The sequence below is a fragment of the Streptomyces sp. NBC_01428 genome, assembly GCF_036231965.1.
Taxonomy (GTDB): Bacteria; Actinomycetota; Actinomycetes; order Streptomycetales; family Streptomycetaceae; genus Streptomyces.
In genome coordinates, this window is the sequence record NZ_CP109499.1 from 5745507 (window position 1) to 5762076 (window position 16570).

The window sequence follows — 16570 nt, forward strand, 5'->3', positions numbered from 1 at the left end:
GCCGGGAGCTCAATGCCCCGACGTCATCTTCAGCCCCACCACCGCCACCAGCAGCAGGCCGATGAAGAAGATGCGGGCCGCTGTGGCCGGTTCGCCGAGGAGGAGCATGCCGAGGACGGCGGCGCCGGCCGCGCCGATGCCGACCCAGACGCCGTAGGCCGTGCCGATGGGGAGGGTCTTCGCGGCGTACGAGAGGAGGACCATGCTGGCGACGATTCCCGCGCCGGTGAGCACGCTCGGGACCAGGCGGGTGAAACCGTCGGTGTACTTCATTCCGATCGACCAGCCGACTTCGAGCAGACCGGCGACGAGCAGCAGAACCCAGGCCATGGGGAACCTCCGAGAGACAGGACGACGGATGGACCGAAGTGCGTCGTCTTTGCCCTTGACCCGGTACGGCGCGTCTCGTCGGGGGTGTTTCCACCGTAGCAAAGGAATGCGGAAGGGGCTGGTGACCATGGTCACCAGCCCCTTCTCGCGGGATTCACCCCTACAAATACAGGCCCGTCGAGTCCTCGGACCCCTCGAACCGGTCCGCGGCCACGGCGTGCAGGTCCCGCTCGCGCATCAGCACGTAGGCGATCCCGCGCACCTCGACCTCGGCGCGGTCCTCGGGGTCGTACAGGACCCGGTCGCCCGGTTCGACCGTACGGACGTTCTGGCCCACCGCGACGACGTCGGCCCAGGCGAGACGGCGGCCGACGGCCGCCGTCGCGGGGATCAGGATGCCGCCGCCGGAACGCCGCTCGCCCTCGGCGGCGTCCTGCCGCACGAGCACACGGTCGTGCAGCATCCGGATGGGCAACTTGTCGTCGTGGGTGTTGTGCTGTTCCCGATTGGCGCTCACGCCCAGAACCTACCTGTCCCCGAGCCGTCCGTAGCCGGGCGGGTCAGCCCTTGCGCCGCCGCGTGCCCAGCACGAGCAGCCCGACGACACCGACCGCCAGCAGGGCCGCCGGCACGATGCGCTCCAGCCGGGGCGCACCCTCCTCGGTGACGAACTGCCCCTTCACGTCACCGACGACGCGGTTCACGCCGACGTAGGCGCGCCCCAGCGTGTGGTCGATGTTGGAGGCGACCTTGGCCTTGGCGTCTCCGACAATCGTCTTGGGGTGGACCCGCACGCCGATCTCGTCGAGCGTGTCGGCGAGCGTTGCGCGGCGGTTCTTGATGTCCGCCTCGATCTGCGCCGGAGTCCTGGTATCCGACGTGTCCGACGTATCCGACACCGCGCTGCCTCCGTGGTCGTGTAGTGACTGTCTGGTTCGGACAGTCTGTCAGCTCCCGCTGCGCCGCACCCCTCGGCACCCCCCATTACGCTCGTTCCGTATCCATTCCATCCCCTTGGCCACGTGAGGTTCCGATGAGCGAGCGACTGCAGCCCGGCGACACCGCCCCCGCCTTCACCCTGCCCGACGCCGACGGCAAGGGCGTCTCCCTGGCGGACCACAAGGGCCGCAAGGTCATCGTCTACTTCTACCCGGCCGCCCTCACCCCGGGCTGCACGAAGCAGGCGTGCGACTTCACGGACAACCTCGACGTGCTGGCGAGCGCCGGTTACGACGTCATCGGTGTCTCCCCGGACAAGCCGGAGAAGCTCGCCAAGTTCCGTGAGAAGGAGAACCTGAAGGTCACGCTGGTCGGGGACACCGACAAGTCGGTCCTGGAGGCGTACGGCGCCTTCGGCGAGAAGAAGCTGTACGGCAAGACGGTCGTCGGCGTCATCCGGTCCACCGTGGTGGTGGACGAGGAGGGCAAGGTCGAGCAGGCCTTCTACAACGTGAAGGCGACCGGGCACGTGGCGAAGATCATCAAGGACCTGGGGATCTGACCCGTTCGCCGCGGGTCGGTGCGGTTCGCCGTTCCGTACGGTTCGGCGTTCCGTGCGGTCCGGTGTTCCGAGCCGTTCGGCGCGCGGAGGCGACGCCCCTTCCGGGGGCTGTCTCCGCGCGCCGCCCGGCCCGTCAGGGCTTTCTGGAGGTGAGCGGGTTCAGCGGGCCCTCGCCCGCGATGGTGCCCGTTCCGCCGTCCGTGTCCCCGCCGTCGGTGCCGCCGTCCGTGGTGGATCCGGTGGTGCCGCCGTCGGTGGTGCCCCCGCCGTCGCCCCCGCCGGTGCCGTTCGTGGCGCCGCCCCCGGTGTCGGCGCCGCCGTTGGTCTGGCCCTGGTTCTGACCCGCGGTCTGCCCCTGGGTCTGGCCGTTGGTCCGGCCCGGTGACTGGCTGGCGCCCTGTGTCTGTCCCTGGTCCTGGCCCGGGGTCTGCTGCCCGCCGTCGGTGGTGCCCCCGTCGTCGTCCCCGGTGCTGTCCGGCTCGCTGGGTTCGAAGGAGGGGACGTCCTCCTGTTCCTCGGCGCCCGGCTGGAGCCGGAGGTCGAAGTCGGACGCGTCGGTGCCGTCGAGGGCGTCCTTGGTGAACTGGGCCCAGATCTGGGCGGGGTAGCCGCCGCCGTTGATGCGGGCCTGGCCGAGCGCGCCGTACAGGGACTTGTGGGCGCCGGTCTCGGGGTCCTGGCCCATCACGGAGACGACGGTGGCGAGGTCGGGGGTGTAGCCCGCGAACCAGGCGGCCGTGTCCTCCTCGGCGGTGCCGGTCTTGCCCGCGGCGGGCCGGTCGGCGGCCTGTGCGGCCTGCCCGGTGCCGCCGTCGACGACGCTCTGCAGCATGGACGTCGTCGTGTCGGCGGCCTCGCGGCTCACCGCCTGGGTGGTCTGTTCCTTCGGCAGCTCCACGTCGTCCTCACCGTCCTTGGTGATCTTCTCGACGAGGGAGTACGTGCCGTGCCTGCCGTGGTTGGCGAGCGTGGCGTACGCCTCCGTCATGTCGAGGACGCTGGCGGTGGCCGGGCCCAGGGCGATGGAGGGGGACGCCGTCAGGTCGGGGGTGTTCGCGGGCAGGCCGAGCGCGACGGCGGTCTTCTCCACCTTGGCGGGGCCGACGTCGACGGCCATCTGCGCGTACACCGAGTTGACCGACTTGTCGGTGGCGGTGCGGACGGTGATGTCACCGTACGAGACGCCGTCCTCGTTCTCCGGTGCGTAGGTGCCGCCGTTCCAGCCCTGCACCGGGCGCTTGTCGGTGCCGTCGTAGACGGTGTTCGGGGTGATCATGCGGCCGTCCTGGGTCGTGGAGAAGTTCTGCACGGCCGAGGTGAAGACGAACGGCTTGAAGGTGGAGCCGACCTGGTAGTCGCGGCGGGTCGCGTTGTTCACGTACTGCTTGGTGTAGTCGATGCCGCCGTACATCGCGCGGACCTTGCCGCTGGACGGGTCGATGGCGACGCCGCCGGCCCGGACGTACGAGTCGACCTTGCGGTTCTTCTTGTCGAGGCGGTCCATGACCTGGTCGTTCACGGCCTTCACGAAGGCGTCCTGCTTGGGCTTCTGCAGGGTGGTCGTGATGCGGTAGCCGCCGCTGGTGAGGGTGTCCTCGTCGAGGATCTTGTTCGAGGTCAGATAGTCGTTGACGGCCTGCACGAGGTAGCCGCGCTGGCCGGACATGCCCGCCGATCCCTTGGCCTGCTTGGGCGGCTCGAAGGTGACCCGGGCACGGGCCGGCTGGGTCAGCCACTTCTTCTTGACCATGCCGTCGAGGACGTAGTTCCAGCGGGCGAGCGCCGCCGCCTTGTTCTCGGGGTGGGCGATCACGTCGAACTCGCTGGGCGCGTTGAGCAGCGCGGCGAGGTAGGCGCCCTGGGCGACGGTCAGGTTCTGGGCGTCGACGCCGTAGTAGGCCTGCGCGGCGGCCTGGATGCCGTAGGCGTTGCGGCCGTAGTAGCTGGTGTTGAGGTAGCCCTCGAGGATGTCGTCCTTGCTCTTCTCCCGGTCCAGCTTGATCGAGATGAAGAACTCCTTGATCTTGCGGGTGACCGTCTGTTCCTGGCCCAGGTAGTAGTTCTTCACGTACTGCTGGGTGATGGTCGAGCCGGACTGCTTGCCCTTGCCGGTGGCCGTGTTCCAGCCCGCGCGGATCATCGCCTTGGGGTCGATGGCGGACTCGGTGTAGAAGTCGCGGTCCTCGGCGGCGAGGGTGGCGTGCTGGGCGTCCTTGGAGATCCGCGCGAGGGACACGTTCTCCCGGTTGACGTCGCCGTCGCGGGCGAGCTGGCTGCCGTCGGCGTACAGATAGACGTTGCTCTGCTTGGTCGCCGCGGCGTTCGCCGGCGGGATCTTGACGAGGTAGTAGCCGAGCGCGAAGAGGCCGACCACGACGAGGATCAGGCACACGAGGGTGCCCAGCACCATCCGCCACGTCGGGACGAGCCGGCGCCAGCCGGTCCGCTTCCGCTTCTCCTTCCGCTTCGTGCCGGGCCCGCCCGGTCCCGCCGCGGGTTCGCCGGCCGGGCGGGGGCCCGGTTCCGGTTCCCTGGGTGCCCAGCCCTGGTCGTTCCGCTGCGGCTGCGGCTCGTCACTCATCTGTTCGCCGGACTCCTGTTTCACGTCGTACGTCGCCGTACGACCTCTTACGCCTCATACGCCTGGTGCGCCCCTCTTGAAGACTGTCGCACCCTGCGTTTCGTTCCCTGATCCCGGCACGCGTCGCGCCGGAAAATGCCTGGCGGTGCCCACGGGGCCGGGGCTAGGCTCCTGCGCTTTGGCCCAACTTGGCTCAACGCGCGGAAGGAGGACGGGTTGTGGGCACGGCGCGGTTGTACGCGTCCGTCGCGGCGGGCGGTTTCCGGCGGTACGCCACCTATCGGGTCGCCACGGCCGCGGGCGTCTTCACGAACACCGTCTTCGGGCTGATCCTCGCCTACATCTTCATCGCGCTGTGGGACACCAGGCCGCACCTCGGGGGCTACGACCAGGCCCAGGCGCTCAGCTACGTGTGGCTGAGCCAGGCGCTGCTGATGGTGGTCGCGGTGATGGGCGGCGGCTTCGAGGACGAGCTGATCGAGCGCATCCGTACGGGTGACATCGCGATCGACCTGTACCGGCCGGCCGACCTGCAGCTGTGGTGGCTCGCGCAGGACATGGGACGGGCGCTGTTCCACCTGCTGGGCCGCGGGATGGTCCCGCTGGCCTTCGGGGCGCTCTTCTTCGACCTGGCGCTGCCCGCCGATCCGCTGACCTGGCTCGCCTTCCTGGTCGCGGTCACGCTCGGGGTGGTCGTCGGGTTCTCGATCCGTTTCCTGGTGGCGCTGTCGGCGTTCTGGCTGCTCGACGGCGTGGGTGTCTCGCAGCTCACCATGATCGCCGGGGTGTTCTGCTCGGGGATGCTGCTGCCGCTGAACGTGTTCCCGGGCACGCTCGGCGAGGTCGTACGGGCCCTGCCGTGGTCGTCGCTGATCCAGGCACCCGTGGACGTCCTGCTCGGCACGGCGGACCCGCTCGGCACGTACGCGTTCCAGGCCGCCTGGGCGCTCGTCCTGCTCACCGCCGGGCGGCTGCTCCAGTCGGCGGCGACCCGGAGGGTGGTGGTGCAGGGTGGCTGACCCTGTGGAGGAGGCGGTGCTGGAGCGGACGCCCGGCGTGAGCGGGGCACCGGAGTGGACGGCGGAGCCCTTCCCGCGGCAGGGGCCGTACGAGCGGCTGTGCGACGGGCTGCGCGCCTACCGGCTGATCACGGCGATGTGGATGCGCTCGACGATGGCCTACCGGGCGTCGTTCGCGATGACCGCGCTCGGGAACTTCGCCGCGACCGCCCTGGACTTCGTGGCGATCCTGCTGATGTTCTCTCAGGTCGACCGGATCGGCGGCTACGGACTGCCCGAGGTGGCCTTCCTGTACGGGGTGGCCGGCACCGCCTTCGGGCTCGCCGACCTCGCCCTCGGCTCGATGGACCGGCTCGGGCGGCGGGTCCGCGACGGCACGCTCGACACCCTGCTGGTGCGGCCCGCGCCCGTCCTCGCGCAGGTCGCCGCCGACCGGTTCGCGCTGCGCCGCCTCGGCCGCATCGTCCAGGGCCTGCTCGTCCTCGGCTACGCCCTCGCCGTCCTCGACATCCAGTGGACGCCGCTCAAGGTGCTGCTGGTCCCGGTGATGCTGCTCAGCGGCGGCGTGATCTTCTCGGCGGTCTTCGTGGCGGGCGCGGCCTTCCAGTTCGTCGCGCAGGACGCCTCCGAGGTGCAGAACTCCTTCACCTACGGCGGCAGCACGCTCCTGCAGTACCCGCCCACCGTCTTCGCCAAGGACATGGTGCGCGGGGTGACCTTCGTGCTCCCGCTCGCCTTCGTCAACTGGCTGCCCGCGCTGTACGTGCTGGGACGGCCGTATCCGCTCGACCTGCCGGCGTGGGTCGCCTTCACACCACCACTCGTGGCGGCGCTCTGCTGCGCGCTCGCCGGGATCGCCTGGCGCGCGGGACTGCGCGCCTACCGCAGTACGGGAAGTTAGACGTGAGGGGAACGGGCGTGGCCATCACCGAGGACGGCGGACCCACCGGTCCGGACAGCGCGCCGGCGGGCCGGGGCGGCGGGCCCGCGGGCCCGGACGCGGGCTTCATCGAACTGGACGGCGTCGAGAAGGTCTTCGACGTGCGCAAGCGGACGGGTTTCCTGCGCAGCGAGCGGCGGCAGGTGCGGGCGGTCGACTCGATCTCGTTCAGCGTGCCGCGCGGCGAGATGGTCGGCTACATCGGGCCGAACGGCGCCGGCAAGTCGACGACCATCAAGATGCTCACCGGCATCCTCACCCCGAGCGGCGGCCGGCTGCGCGTCGCGGGGCTGGACCCCTCCCGGGAGCGGACCCGGCTGGCCCGCCGGATCGGGGTGGTCTTCGGGCAGCGCACGACCCTCTGGTGGGACCTTCCGCTGATCGACTCCTACCGGCTGATGCACCGCATGTACCGCATCCCCGACGCGCGGTACCGGGAGAACCTCGACCGCTGTGTCGAACTCCTCGAACTCGGCGCCCTGTTGGACGTGCCCGTGCGGCAGCTGTCGCTGGGCCAGCGGATGCGCGGCGACATCGCGGCGGCGCTGCTGCACGACCCGGAGGTGCTCTACCTGGACGAGCCGACCATCGGGCTCGACGTGATCAGCAAGGCGCGGGTACGGGAGTTCCTGCGGGACCTGAACGCGGACCGCGGCACGACCGTCCTGCTCACCACGCACGACCTGACCGACATCGAGCAGCTGTGCCGGCGCGTGATGGTCATCGACCACGGGCGGCTGATGTACGACGGTCCGCTGGCCGGGCTGCACGAGGTGGGGGAGAGCGAGCGGACCCTGGTCGTCGATCTGGAGCGGGAACTCCCGCCGATCGAGGTGGAGTCGGCGCGGGTCGTGAAGGTGGAGGGACCGCGCCAGTGGCTGGCGTTCCCCGCGGCGCTCTCGGCGGCCCCGCTGGTGGCGCGGATCGCGGCGGAGTACCCGCTCGTGGACCTCTCGGTGCGGGAGCCGGACATCGAGGCCGTGATCAGCCGCATGTACGCGGAGAAAGCGGTCTCATGACGCCTCTCCTGGGCCGGGCCCCCGGCGTGTCCAAGGCGGCGAGCGGCATGGCGAGCGGGCCGGGGAACTCGTAGGCTGCTGTCCATGACGGACGACGAACTCCCGGAGCTGCGCGCCTCCGACGCCGATCGTGAACGGGTCGCCGAACAGCTGAGGGACGCCCTCGCCGAAGGCCGCCTCGACATGGAGGAGTTCGAGGAGCGGCTGGAGGCGACGTACAAGGCCCGTACCTACGGGGAGTTGACGCCGATCACCCGCGATCTGCCGGGCGCGGCGGTCGCTGCCCCGATCTCCATGGTCAAGCAGCCCGTGGACGACGGCAGTTGGGGCTCGCGGATCGTGGGCGGCGAGGGTTCCTCGTCGTGGGGCGTGGCCGTGCTGTCCGGATTCGAGCGCAAGGGCCGCTGGACGGTGCCGCGCCGCTTCAACTCCTTCGCCTTCATGGGCGGCGGTGAGATCGACCTGCGCGAGGCGAACTTCGCGGACCGCGAGGTCGTCGTCAACTGCGTCGCGGTCATGGGCGGGATGAACGTCATCGTGCCGCCCGGCGTCGAGGTCGTCGTCCGCGGTATCGGCATCATGGGCGGCTTCGACCACCGCGAGGAGGGCCGGCCGGGCGATCCCGGGGCACCCCGGGTGATCGTCACGGGCTTCGCCTTCTGGGGCGGCGTCGGTGTGGAGCGCAAGCTCACCCGCGCCGAGCGCCAGCGCCAGCGGGAGGAGCGCCGCCAGGAGAAGCTGGAGCGCCGGGCGGCCCGCAAGGAGCTCCAGGGGTCGCAGGGCGGCCGCCTCGGTGACGTGTTCGACGTCCTCGACGACGCGCGGGACCTGATCCGCGACCGGCACGAGGACCATCACGAGTACCGCGACGAGCGGGAGCAGGAGCGCCGCGAACGCCACGAGGAGCGCCGGGACCGTCACCGGGAGCGCCGCGAGGACCGCCACCGCCGGCACTTCGGCGACTACTGAACTCCCGCGGCCGCCGGGTCCGTTGACGGCCGCGGTAGCTGCTGCGGCCCCCGTGACCGGAGTGTCCCCGGCGTCCCCAATGTCCTCGTGGACGGCCGCGGCGCGCCCGCTGTCGCGAGCGCGCCGGTGGGCGTGAGGGGCCGGATCACAGCTCCGCCGGAGCCGAACCCTTCAGCTGCTGCAGGTCGAACACCTCGGCCATCCGCCGGAAGCCCCGGTCGCTCGGGTGGAGATGGTCCCCCGAGTCGTAGTCGGTCCGCAGCCGGCGCGGGTTGTACGGGTCGCGCAGGGCCGCGTCGAAGTCGACGACGGCGTCGTACACCTTCCCCGCGCGGATCTCGGCGTTCACGGCCTCACGGACGGTCTCCCGCTGGGGGGTGTAGCCCCGGTGGCCCTGGAAGGGCATCAGGGTGGCGCCGACGACGCGCAGGCCGCGGGCGTGCGCCTGCCGGACCAGGGTCCGCAGGCCTGCCGTGATGGTGCGCGGGTCGACCTGCCTCGGGTTGCGCAGGATGTCGTTGACGCCCAGGTCGATGACGACGGCCTTGACGTTCGTACGGTCGAGGACGTCCCGCCCGAAGCGGCTCAGCCCGCTGGGGTTGTCGGCGGGACGGCCGAGGCCCGCGGCGAGGATCTGGTTGCCGCTGATGCCCTGGTTCACGACGCTGTAGCGGGGCGTCTCACCGGTTCCGGCCGAGGCGCGCAGCCGCTCCGCGAGGACGTCCGGCCAGCGCCGGTTGGCGCCCACGGTGGAGGTGACGCCGTCGGTGAGCGAGTCGCCGAGGACGACGACCGTGCCCGTCGCCTCGTCGCTCAGCACGTCGACCGCCGTCAGGTAACGCCAGTACGGCGTCTGCTCGGTGTACGAGGCGCCGCTCACGTCCTCCGTACGGTCGCCCTGCGCGACGTACGAGAGCTGGCGTGCCATCGGGTGGTAGGTGACCGGTCCGGACGGCGTCGGCGAGTACGTCGTCACGAGGATGTCCGCGCCGCGCGGGATGCGTACCCGGACGGCGTCGCTCATCACCTGACCGCCCGCCGGAATCACGACGGCCGTCGCGCCGCCGAAGGTGAGGCGGCGCATGGTGTCGGCCGCGGCGGCGGCGTTGTTGTCGGTCGCGGCGACCGCGATCGTGGCGTGCGCGAGGGCCAGCGGCTGCTGTCCGTAGAGATTGGACAGCGTGATGCGGGCGCCCGTGCCCCCGACGGCCGCGTGCACGACGTTGCGCACGGAGCGGCCGGCCATGCCGTCGGCCTCCGTGCCGGGCTCGGCTCCGGCCGGGGACGCCGACCAGGCGCCGACCCAGGTTCCGGTGGAGGCGGGCGCGGCGGAGTTGTGCGACGTGCGCCCACTGGCGACGTCGGTCCGGGTGCCGCTGCCGTCGTCGGCGGCGACACCGATGTAGATGGCCCCCGAAAGGACCACGACCACGGCGAGAACCGCGGCGAGCAGGGCATAACCGTGACGCTTGGTCATGCGGTGCGTCTCTCCTCGAAACGATGGGAGCGAAATGCTCCGATGTGATCACCCCATGATGCGGCATGGGCCGGGAGGAGCACCGACGCACCCCCCTTTGGGTCCCACCGGTCGAATCCCCATCCGAACAGACGCCGGGAACTCGTGTGCCGTTCCAGTAGTCGGTCAAGAAGAGAGGGGAAAGAGACAATATTTACGGGGTGGGTCGGGTTCTGTGGACGGGTGGAGTGAATGGAACGCACGAAATCGGGTGAACCGGACGGCATGGAGCATGCCCGCCCCGGGGGCACCGCGAACACCACGGCGCCCGCCGCGCCGCCGGGCCGCGCGATGAACACCTTCAGCGCCTCCGACATCGAGAAGCGGCGCGGGGTGCGCCGGATGAAGGCGACCGCCACCGGCCTGCTGCTCCTCGTCGCCCTGGTGTACGTGCTGGCGAAGTGGGCCTCGCACGAGGGCGCGGGCGCCTGGGCCGACTATGTCGCGGCGGCCGCGGAGGCGGGCATGGTCGGCGCGATGGCCGACTGGTTCGCCGTCACCGCCCTCTTCCGGCACCCGCTCGGCCTGCCCATCCCGCACACCGCGATCATCCCCACCAAGAAGGACCAGCTGGGCGTCTCGCTCGGCGAGTTCGTCGGTGAGAACTTCCTCTCCGAGGAGGTCGTACGCCAGCGCCTGCGGGCCGTCGGCATCGGCAGCAGGCTCGGCATCTGGCTCGCGGACCCCGAGCACGCGGACCGGGTGACCGCCGAGCTGGCGGCCGCCCTGCGGGGCGCGCTGACCGTGCTGCGGGACTCGGATGTGCAGGCCGTGGTCGGCGAGGCCATCACCCGGCGCGCCGACGCCCAGGAGATCGGGCCCGGCATCGGCAAGATGCTGGAGCGGGTCGTCGCGGACGGCGGGCACCGGCGGGTCGTCGACCTGGTGGTCAGCCGCGCCCACGACTGGCTGGTCTTCCACGACGAGCAGGTCATGGACGCCGTGCAGGGCGGCGCCCCCGGCTGGACGCCCCGCTTCGTCGACAAGAAGGTCGGCGAGCGCGTCTACCGGGAGCTGCTCCGCTTCGTCACCGAGATGCGCGACTCCCCGGCCCACCCGGCCCGCGGCGCCCTCGACCGCTTCCTCACCGACTTCGCCTCCGACCTGCAGTCCGACACCGAGACCCGGGCCCGTGTGGAGCGCCTCAAGGGCGAGGTGCTCGGCCGCGGCGAGGTCCAGGACCTGATCGCGTCCGCCTGGACCGCCGTACGGTCGATGATCGTCTCCGCGGCGGAGGACGAGCGCAGCGAACTGCGGCTGCGGGTGCGGGCCTCCCTGCTCTCCCTCGGCGCCCGCATGGCCACCGAGCCCAAGCTGCAGGCCAAGGTCGACGGCTGGGTGGAGGGCGCCGCGGTGTACGTGGTGACGACGTACCGCACGGAGATCACCTCGCTCATCACCGACACGGTCGCCGGCTGGGACGCCGAGCACACGACGAAGAAGATCGAGGCGAACATCGGGCGTGACCTGCAGTTCATCCGGATCAACGGCACGGTGGTCGGCTCGCTCGTCGGCCTGCTGATCTACACCGTGTCGCGGGCGCTGGGAGCGTGACCGGGCGGCAGACGGGAGCGTGACCGGGCGGCAGACGGGGGCGTGACCGGGCGGGAGACGGGGGCGTAGCCGGGCGGAGCGGGCCGGGGCGTAAGCGGGCGGAGATCGGGGAACACGTGCGGCGTTCGCTCGACGGAGAGGGACCCCATGACCGCACCCGCCTCGCCGGCCCCCACGCCCGCGTCCACCGGCACCATCACCACCAGCGTGCCCGCCCGGCTGGACCGGCTGCCGTGGTCCCGCTGGCACTGGATGATCGTGATCGGCCTCGGCACCGTCTGGATCCTGGACGGCCTGGAAGTCACCACCGTCGGCAACATCGCGGGCCGCCTCTCCGAGGAGGGCAGCGGTCTCTCCATCACCTCGGCGCAGGTCACCGGTGTCGCCGCGGCGCTCTACGTGGCCGGCTCCTGCGTGGGCGCCCTCTTCTTCGGCTGGCTCACCGACCGCTACGGCCGCAAGAAGCTCTTCATGGTCACCCTGGTGGTCTATCTCGCCTCGACCGCCCTGACCGCGCTGTCCTTCGACGCCTGGTGGTTCTTCACCTTCCGCTTCCTCACCGGCTTCGGCATCGGCGGCGAGTACGCGGCCATCAACTCGGCGATCGACGAGCTCATCCCGTCCAAGTTCCGCGGCCGGGTGGACCTCATCATCAACGGCAGCTACTGGCTCGGCGCGATCGGCGGCGCCCTGCTGTCGATCCTCATGCTGAACACGGACATCTTCCCGAAGGACCTCGGCTGGCGGCTCACCTTCGGCCTGGGCGTCGTGCTCGGCCTGGTGATCCTGCTGGTCAGGCGGCACGTCCCGGAGAGCCCCCGCTGGCAGTTCATCCACGGCCAGGGCGACGCGGCGGACGAACTGGTCACCTCCGTCGAGGAGGAGGTGGAGAAGGAGACGGGCAAGGATCTGCCGCCGCCCGCGGGCGAGATCACCATCGAGCAGCGCAAGAGCATCGGCTTCGGGATCATCGCCAAGACCGTCTTCGCCCGCTACCCGAAGCGCGCCGTGCTCGGTCTCGCCCTCTTCATCGGCCAGGCGTTCCTCTACAACGCCATCACCTTCGGCTTCGGCGCCATCCTCACCAAGTTCTTCGACGTCCCCACGGGCGGCACCGGTTACTACTTCGCCGTGATCGCCGCCGGCAACTTCCTCGGCCCGCTGCTCCTCGGCAAGCTCTTCGACACCGTCGGCCGCCGGGTCATGATCTCCTCGACCTACCTGCTCTCCGGTGTCCTCCTGTTCGGCACCGCCTGGCTGTTCGACCAGGGCTCGCTGAACGCCGTGACGATGACGGCCTGCTGGTGCGTGGTGCTGTTCTTCGCCTCCGCCGGCGCCTCCAGCGCCTACCTGACCGTCTCCGAGATCTTCCCCATGGAGACCCGGGCCATGGCCATCGCCTTCTTCTACGCCATCGGCACCGCCGCCGGCGGCATCAGCGGCCCGCTGGTCTTCGCCGACCTCACCGAGTCCGGCGTCGTCGGCGACACGGTGCTCGCCTTCCAGATCGGCGCAGGTCTGATGTGCGCCGCCGGTCTGGTCGCCGTGTTCTTCGCCGTCAACGCCGAGCGCCGCGGACTGGAGGACATCGCCGCCCCGCTGTCGACGGCGCCCTCCAGCACCGGCACGACGTCCTCGACTCCGTCGACGCCCTCCGACTGAGTCCCGGTGCGGGGCCCTTCCGAGTATCCGGTTCTGAGTACGCGTACTCTGTCGGGCCCCCGCCGGGCACGTAACCCTCGTACGCATGACCGAGAAGCTGCTCCGCCCCCTGCGAACGCGCCCCTGGCCGGAACGCTGGCTGACGCGCGTGCTCGGCGCCGCCCTCTCCGGCGCGGCGTACCTCCTGTGCCTCCCGTGGGACCTGCGCAACCGCCCCGCGGCACCGGGCGCCACGCCGGAGACCACCCCGGTGACCGGCACGGGCGTCCTCGCCCTCGCCGTCTGCCTGCTGCTCCTGGCCGCCTACGTCGGCCACCGCGACGCCCTCGCCTGGCCGCTGCTGCTCGTCGCGGCCCCTCCCGCGGCCCTGCTGTACGTGTCCCTGCGCACGCATCCCGGAGTGCCCGACGGCTTCGTCGACGCCTGGCCGCTCACCTGGGCGTTCTTCACGCTGCTCGGCGCGGCGGGTGTACTGGTCGTGGCTGCGGTGGCCCGCCGGTTCAGGACAGACTGGACGGAGCCGGCCGACCTCGACGAGTGGATGGTGCTCGCCCACGCCCACCGTTCGTGACGCCGGCGGACAGGGTGCGGCCGGACAGGGCAGGGCGAGCAGGGGGCGGCCGGACAGGGCACGGGCGTGCAGGGCGTCCGGACCGCAGGACGCCACGCCCGCGCACCCCGCCATCGCCCGCCACCACGCCCCGCCACAGCCATCAGGAGGCACCACCGATGACCATCCGCAGGATCGTCCCCGACTTCCAGGTCGCCTCCGACCAGGACATGACGACGAACCGCGACTTCTACGGCCTGCTCGGGTTCGAGGAGGTCATGAACCAGGGCTGGGTCATGACCCTCGCCTCCCCGGCCAACCCCACCGCCCAGATCAGCTTCCTCACCGAGGAACGCACCGCGCCCGTCGTCCCCGACCTGAGCGTGGAGGTCGAGGACGTCGACGCCGTGTACGCGCAGGTCCTGGCGTCGGGCGCGGAGATCGTGCGGGACCTGCAGGACGAGGAATGGGGCGTACGACGGTTCTTCGTCCGCGATCCGAACGGGCGGGTGGTGAACGTGCTGGGGCATCGGGGCTGAGGGGGTCCACCGGCACGGGCCGGGCTCACCGGGACCGCCCGGGCTCACCGGATTCACCGGGACGGGCCGGGCTCACGTGGACCGACCGGGCTCACCGGCTTCACCGGGTGTCACTGGGCGTGGAAGTACCGGGTCCCCTTCTCGATGAAGTACGAGGCGTAGACACGGCCGAGGGCCGGCTTGCCGCGGTACATCCCCACGTACTGACGAGAACTGTCGACGACGACGGGCCGCGTCATACAGGCGAACTTGACCCGCTGCTGCGCCTCGGCCCACTGCACGGCCGCCGGATCGACCCGGTCGCTGACCAGCACAGGGAAGGCGCCGACGCCGTTCTGGAGGCCGACGGGCAGACCGCCCTTGGTGTCCTTGGCGTACTGCATCACCTGGTCGGTGAAGGCGGCGACGACGGGCACGGTTATCTCCGGGACCGCCGCGGCCACGGTGAACAGATGCAGCTTCGTGGCCATCCAGCTCATCCGGAACTCGGCCCGCCGCCCGACGAGCACGGGCACCCCGGCCCAGTCCTCCCACCGCGTGGCGCATCCGTCCTCGGTCAACCGTCCCTGCACGAAGGCCAGGTAGGCGCCGGGCGCCGACTGCTGTTGCTGCTGTGCGTCCATGCGCGGATCCTAGGCCGCCGCCCGACGCCGTCCGTCAGGCCCCTGTCGTGGACCCGGGGCGAATGATCATCAGGACCGTGACGGTGGCCCACAGCAGGTTGAAGATCCCGGTGACTATGGCGAGCCGAACGGTCGCCGCGCGGGCGGCCGTTGCCCTCTCTCCCGGCGCCTCCTCCACCACTCGGTCCCCCTCGGCCGTCTCCAGGACGGCGCTCTGGCGAGGCAGCACGAGCAGCGCGAGGACGCCGGCCGCGAGCGCGGTCAGCACGATGGAGACGATCAGCCAGGTGTCGCCGAGCACGCCCATGTTGCTCGCCGTGGCGAACCCGAACACGGGGACGGCGACGCCGACGACGGCGTACACACGACAGATGCGGTGCAGCAGCCGCGTGGTCGCGAGGGCGTCGGCATCACCCGGCGCACCGAAGGCCCGGCGCGCGGCCGGCGGGAACATGCTCGCGGCGACGGTCACGGGCCCGACGGCGACGATGGCGGCGATGACGTGGACGGCGAGGAGGAACTTGGTCACGGGGTGACCGTACGGGCGGAGACGGAGCACGCAGAAGTGGCGCTTTTGCCAGGAGGCAACGGATTTCAGCCAGTGGAAGGGACGGGGAATCCGGGGGCCCTGGGCAGGCAGCGATCCGCCGTCCGACCTGGCCGGAGCGCCAACCGCGAGGCCGCGGAAACACCGGCACGGGCACCGGGCACCGCCGCCGGACGGCCACCGCGCCCGCCGGCGCCCGCCACCGGGTGGATGACGGAAACCCGTCGCCCCTTTACGCTCCAGCCATGCACACCGTGGCCGTACTGGCGCTCGACCAGGTCATCCCGTTCGACCTCTCCGCCCCGATCGACACATTCGGCTGGGCCAGACTGCCGGACGGCCGCCCTGCGTACCGGACCCGCGTCTGCTCGGTCACGCCGGACGCGGAGGTGAGCGCGGGTGCCTTCACCCTGCGCGCGCCGCACGGCCTGGAGGCGCTCGCCGAGGCCGACACGATCGTCCTGCCGGGCCGGTCCGACCTGTCACTGCCCCTCCCGCCGGGCGTCGCGGAGGCGCTGCGCGCGGCCGCCGCGAACGGCACCCGGATCGCGTCGGTCTGCGTCGGCGCGTTCGTCTTCGCGGCCACGGGTCTCCTGGACGGTCTGCGGGCGACGACGCACTGGCGGGCGGCGGCGGAACTGGCCGCCCGTCACCCGGCGGTGACCGTCGACCCGAACGTCCTCTACGTCGACAACGGCCAGTTCCTCACGTCGGCGGGCGCGGCGGCGGCCCTGGACATGTGCCTGCACATGATCCGGAACGACCACGGCTCGGCGGTCGCGGCCGACGCGGCACGGCTGTCGGTCATGCCCCTCGAACGGGAGGGAGGGCAGGCCCAGTTCATCGTCCACGCGCAGCCGCCGGCGCCGGCGGGCACGGCGATGGAGCCGCTCCTCGCCTGGCTGGAGGAGAACGCGGAACGCGAACTGACCCTGGAGGACATCGCCGTCGAGGCCGGCACGAGCACCCGCACCCTCAATCGCCGTTTCCGCGAACAGACCGGCACGACGCCCTTGCAGTGGCTGCACCTGGCCCGGGTCCGCCGCGCCCAGTACCTCCTGGAGACGACCCGTCACCCGGTCGAACGCATCGCGACCCAGGCGGGCTTCGGCTCCCCGACGGCGTTCCGGGAACGCTTCAAAAGGGTGGTCGGCACGAGCCCCCAGGCGTACCGGCGGGCGTTCCAGGGGGAGAGGGCGGCCTGACCGGTCCCTCGGCCC

Annotated in this window: 17 protein-coding genes and 1 riboswitch; of the genes, 10 read left to right on the forward strand and 7 right to left on the reverse strand. The window is 71.3% G+C overall.

Translation table 11 applies throughout. The features are described 5' to 3' along the window. Positions 1–9: 9 nt before the first annotated feature. The 3 genes from sugE to OG406_RS24920 form a co-directional block, all read right to left on the reverse strand. On the reverse strand, positions 10–330 hold the full coding sequence (gene sugE / locus OG406_RS24910) for a quaternary ammonium compound efflux SMR transporter SugE (protein WP_081217497.1): 321 nt from the start codon (positions 328–330) through the stop codon (positions 10–12). A gap of 37 nt (positions 331–367) precedes the next feature. Continuing rightward, positions 368–435, reverse strand: a riboswitch (guanidine-III (ykkC-III) riboswitch). Between the two features lie 55 nt (positions 436–490). Next, positions 491–793: a GroES family chaperonin gene (locus tag OG406_RS24915; protein ID WP_103554526.1), complete on the reverse strand. Its 303-nt coding sequence runs from the start codon at positions 791–793 to the stop codon at positions 491–493. Positions 794–890: 97 nt separating this feature from the next. After that, entirely contained in the window at positions 891–1229 is a 339-nt protein-coding gene (locus OG406_RS24920) for a DUF3618 domain-containing protein (protein ID WP_266614071.1), read from the reverse strand. A gap of 134 nt (positions 1230–1363) precedes the next feature. On the opposite strand from OG406_RS24920, the gene bcp reads away from it, so the two are divergent. Beyond that, entirely contained in the window at positions 1364–1831 is a 468-nt protein-coding gene (gene bcp, locus OG406_RS24925; protein ID WP_329187848.1) for a thioredoxin-dependent thiol peroxidase, read from the forward strand. A gap of 133 nt (positions 1832–1964) precedes the next feature. Here the strand turns inward: bcp and OG406_RS24930 are convergent, their stop codons facing one another. Beyond that, complete coding sequence (locus tag OG406_RS24930) at positions 1965–4412, reverse strand: transglycosylase domain-containing protein (RefSeq protein WP_329187850.1); 2448 nt, start codon at positions 4410–4412, stop codon at positions 1965–1967. A 218-nt stretch (positions 4413–4630) separates the two neighbouring features. On the opposite strand from OG406_RS24930, the gene OG406_RS24935 reads away from it, so the two are divergent. From OG406_RS24935 to OG406_RS24950, 4 genes are all read left to right on the forward strand, one after another. After that, positions 4631–5431, forward strand: a complete 801-nt coding sequence (locus OG406_RS24935; protein ID WP_329187852.1) for an ABC transporter permease — start codon at positions 4631–4633, stop codon at positions 5429–5431. Between the two features lie 37 nt (positions 5432–5468). Beyond that, positions 5469–6332 carry an ABC transporter permease gene (locus OG406_RS24940; RefSeq protein ID WP_266849562.1) on the forward strand — a complete coding sequence of 288 codons (864 nt, stop codon included), beginning with the start codon at positions 5469–5471 and terminating at the stop codon, positions 6330–6332. Positions 6333–6439: 107 nt separating this feature from the next. Further along, positions 6440–7390 carry an ABC transporter ATP-binding protein gene (locus OG406_RS24945; protein ID WP_081221590.1) on the forward strand — a complete coding sequence of 317 codons (951 nt, stop codon included), beginning with the start codon at positions 6440–6442 and terminating at the stop codon, positions 7388–7390. An 84-nt stretch (positions 7391–7474) separates the two neighbouring features. Then, positions 7475–8359 (forward strand): DUF1707 SHOCT-like domain-containing protein, encoded by an 885-nt coding sequence (locus OG406_RS24950; protein WP_164370694.1) that lies wholly within the window; start codon positions 7475–7477, stop codon positions 8357–8359. A gap of 145 nt (positions 8360–8504) precedes the next feature. On the opposite strand, the gene OG406_RS24955 is transcribed toward OG406_RS24950, so the two are convergent. Further along, a complete protein-coding gene (locus OG406_RS24955; protein WP_164370693.1) occupies positions 8505–9836 on the reverse strand; it encodes an SGNH/GDSL hydrolase family protein in 1332 nt (443 codons plus the stop codon). A gap of 231 nt (positions 9837–10067) precedes the next feature. On the opposite strand from OG406_RS24955, the gene OG406_RS24960 reads away from it, so the two are divergent. The 4 genes from OG406_RS24960 (at position 10068) to OG406_RS24975 (ending at position 14180) form a co-directional block, all read left to right on the forward strand. Beyond that, on the forward strand, positions 10068–11429 hold the full coding sequence (locus OG406_RS24960) for a DUF445 domain-containing protein (RefSeq protein WP_382748661.1): 1362 nt from the start codon (positions 10068–10070) through the stop codon (positions 11427–11429). A 147-nt stretch (positions 11430–11576) separates the two neighbouring features. Next, positions 11577–13091, forward strand: a complete 1515-nt coding sequence (locus OG406_RS24965) for an MFS transporter (RefSeq protein WP_329187855.1) — start codon at positions 11577–11579, stop codon at positions 13089–13091. Positions 13092–13176: 85 nt separating this feature from the next. After that, positions 13177–13662, forward strand: a complete 486-nt coding sequence (locus OG406_RS24970) for a hypothetical protein (RefSeq protein ID WP_329187857.1) — start codon at positions 13177–13179, stop codon at positions 13660–13662. A 158-nt stretch (positions 13663–13820) separates the two neighbouring features. Then, complete coding sequence (locus OG406_RS24975; RefSeq protein ID WP_266848277.1) at positions 13821–14180, forward strand: VOC family protein; 360 nt, start codon at positions 13821–13823, stop codon at positions 14178–14180. 110 nt (positions 14181–14290) lie between these two features. Here OG406_RS24975 and OG406_RS24980 read toward each other — a convergent pair whose 3' ends face one another. Both OG406_RS24980 and OG406_RS24985 read right to left on the reverse strand, forming a co-directional pair. Next, positions 14291–14803, reverse strand: coding sequence for a levansucrase (locus OG406_RS24980; RefSeq protein WP_266848281.1), 513 nt, complete (start codon positions 14801–14803; stop codon positions 14291–14293). A gap of 34 nt (positions 14804–14837) precedes the next feature. After that, positions 14838–15332 (reverse strand): DUF2269 family protein, encoded by a 495-nt coding sequence (locus OG406_RS24985; RefSeq protein ID WP_329187860.1) that lies wholly within the window; start codon positions 15330–15332, stop codon positions 14838–14840. A gap of 263 nt (positions 15333–15595) precedes the next feature. Here OG406_RS24985 and OG406_RS24990 point away from each other — a divergent pair, with 263 nt between their 5' ends. Continuing rightward, positions 15596–16555 carry a GlxA family transcriptional regulator gene (locus OG406_RS24990; RefSeq protein ID WP_329187862.1) on the forward strand — a complete coding sequence of 320 codons (960 nt, stop codon included), beginning with the start codon at positions 15596–15598 and terminating at the stop codon, positions 16553–16555. The last annotated feature ends 15 nt before the right edge of the window (positions 16556–16570 follow it).

Coding starts and splice junctions, on each gene's coding strand:
- sugE (WP_081217497.1), bottom strand. CDS start 330: ATGGCCTGGGTTCTGCTGCTCGTCGCCGGTCTGCTCGAAGTCGGCTGG.
- OG406_RS24915 (WP_103554526.1), bottom strand. CDS start 793: ATGCTGCACGACCGTGTGCTCGTGCGGCAGGACGCCGCCGAGGGCGAG.
- bcp (WP_329187848.1), top strand. CDS start 1,364: ATGAGCGAGCGACTGCAGCCCGGCGACACCGCCCCCGCCTTCACCCTG.
- OG406_RS24930 (WP_329187850.1), bottom strand. CDS start 4,412: ATGAGTGACGAGCCGCAGCCGCAGCGGAACGACCAGGGCTGGGCACCC.
- OG406_RS24950 (WP_164370694.1), top strand. CDS start 7,475: ATGACGGACGACGAACTCCCGGAGCTGCGCGCCTCCGACGCCGATCGT.
- OG406_RS24955 (WP_164370693.1), bottom strand. CDS start 9,836: ATGACCAAGCGTCACGGTTATGCCCTGCTCGCCGCGGTTCTCGCCGTG.
- OG406_RS24960 (WP_382748661.1), top strand. CDS start 10,068: ATGGAACGCACGAAATCGGGTGAACCGGACGGCATGGAGCATGCCCGC.
- OG406_RS24965 (WP_329187855.1), top strand. CDS start 11,577: ATGACCGCACCCGCCTCGCCGGCCCCCACGCCCGCGTCCACCGGCACC.
- OG406_RS24970 (WP_329187857.1), top strand. CDS start 13,177: ATGACCGAGAAGCTGCTCCGCCCCCTGCGAACGCGCCCCTGGCCGGAA.
- OG406_RS24975 (WP_266848277.1), top strand. CDS start 13,821: ATGACCATCCGCAGGATCGTCCCCGACTTCCAGGTCGCCTCCGACCAG.
- OG406_RS24980 (WP_266848281.1), bottom strand. CDS start 14,803: ATGGACGCACAGCAGCAACAGCAGTCGGCGCCCGGCGCCTACCTGGCC.
- OG406_RS24990 (WP_329187862.1), top strand. CDS start 15,596: ATGCACACCGTGGCCGTACTGGCGCTCGACCAGGTCATCCCGTTCGAC.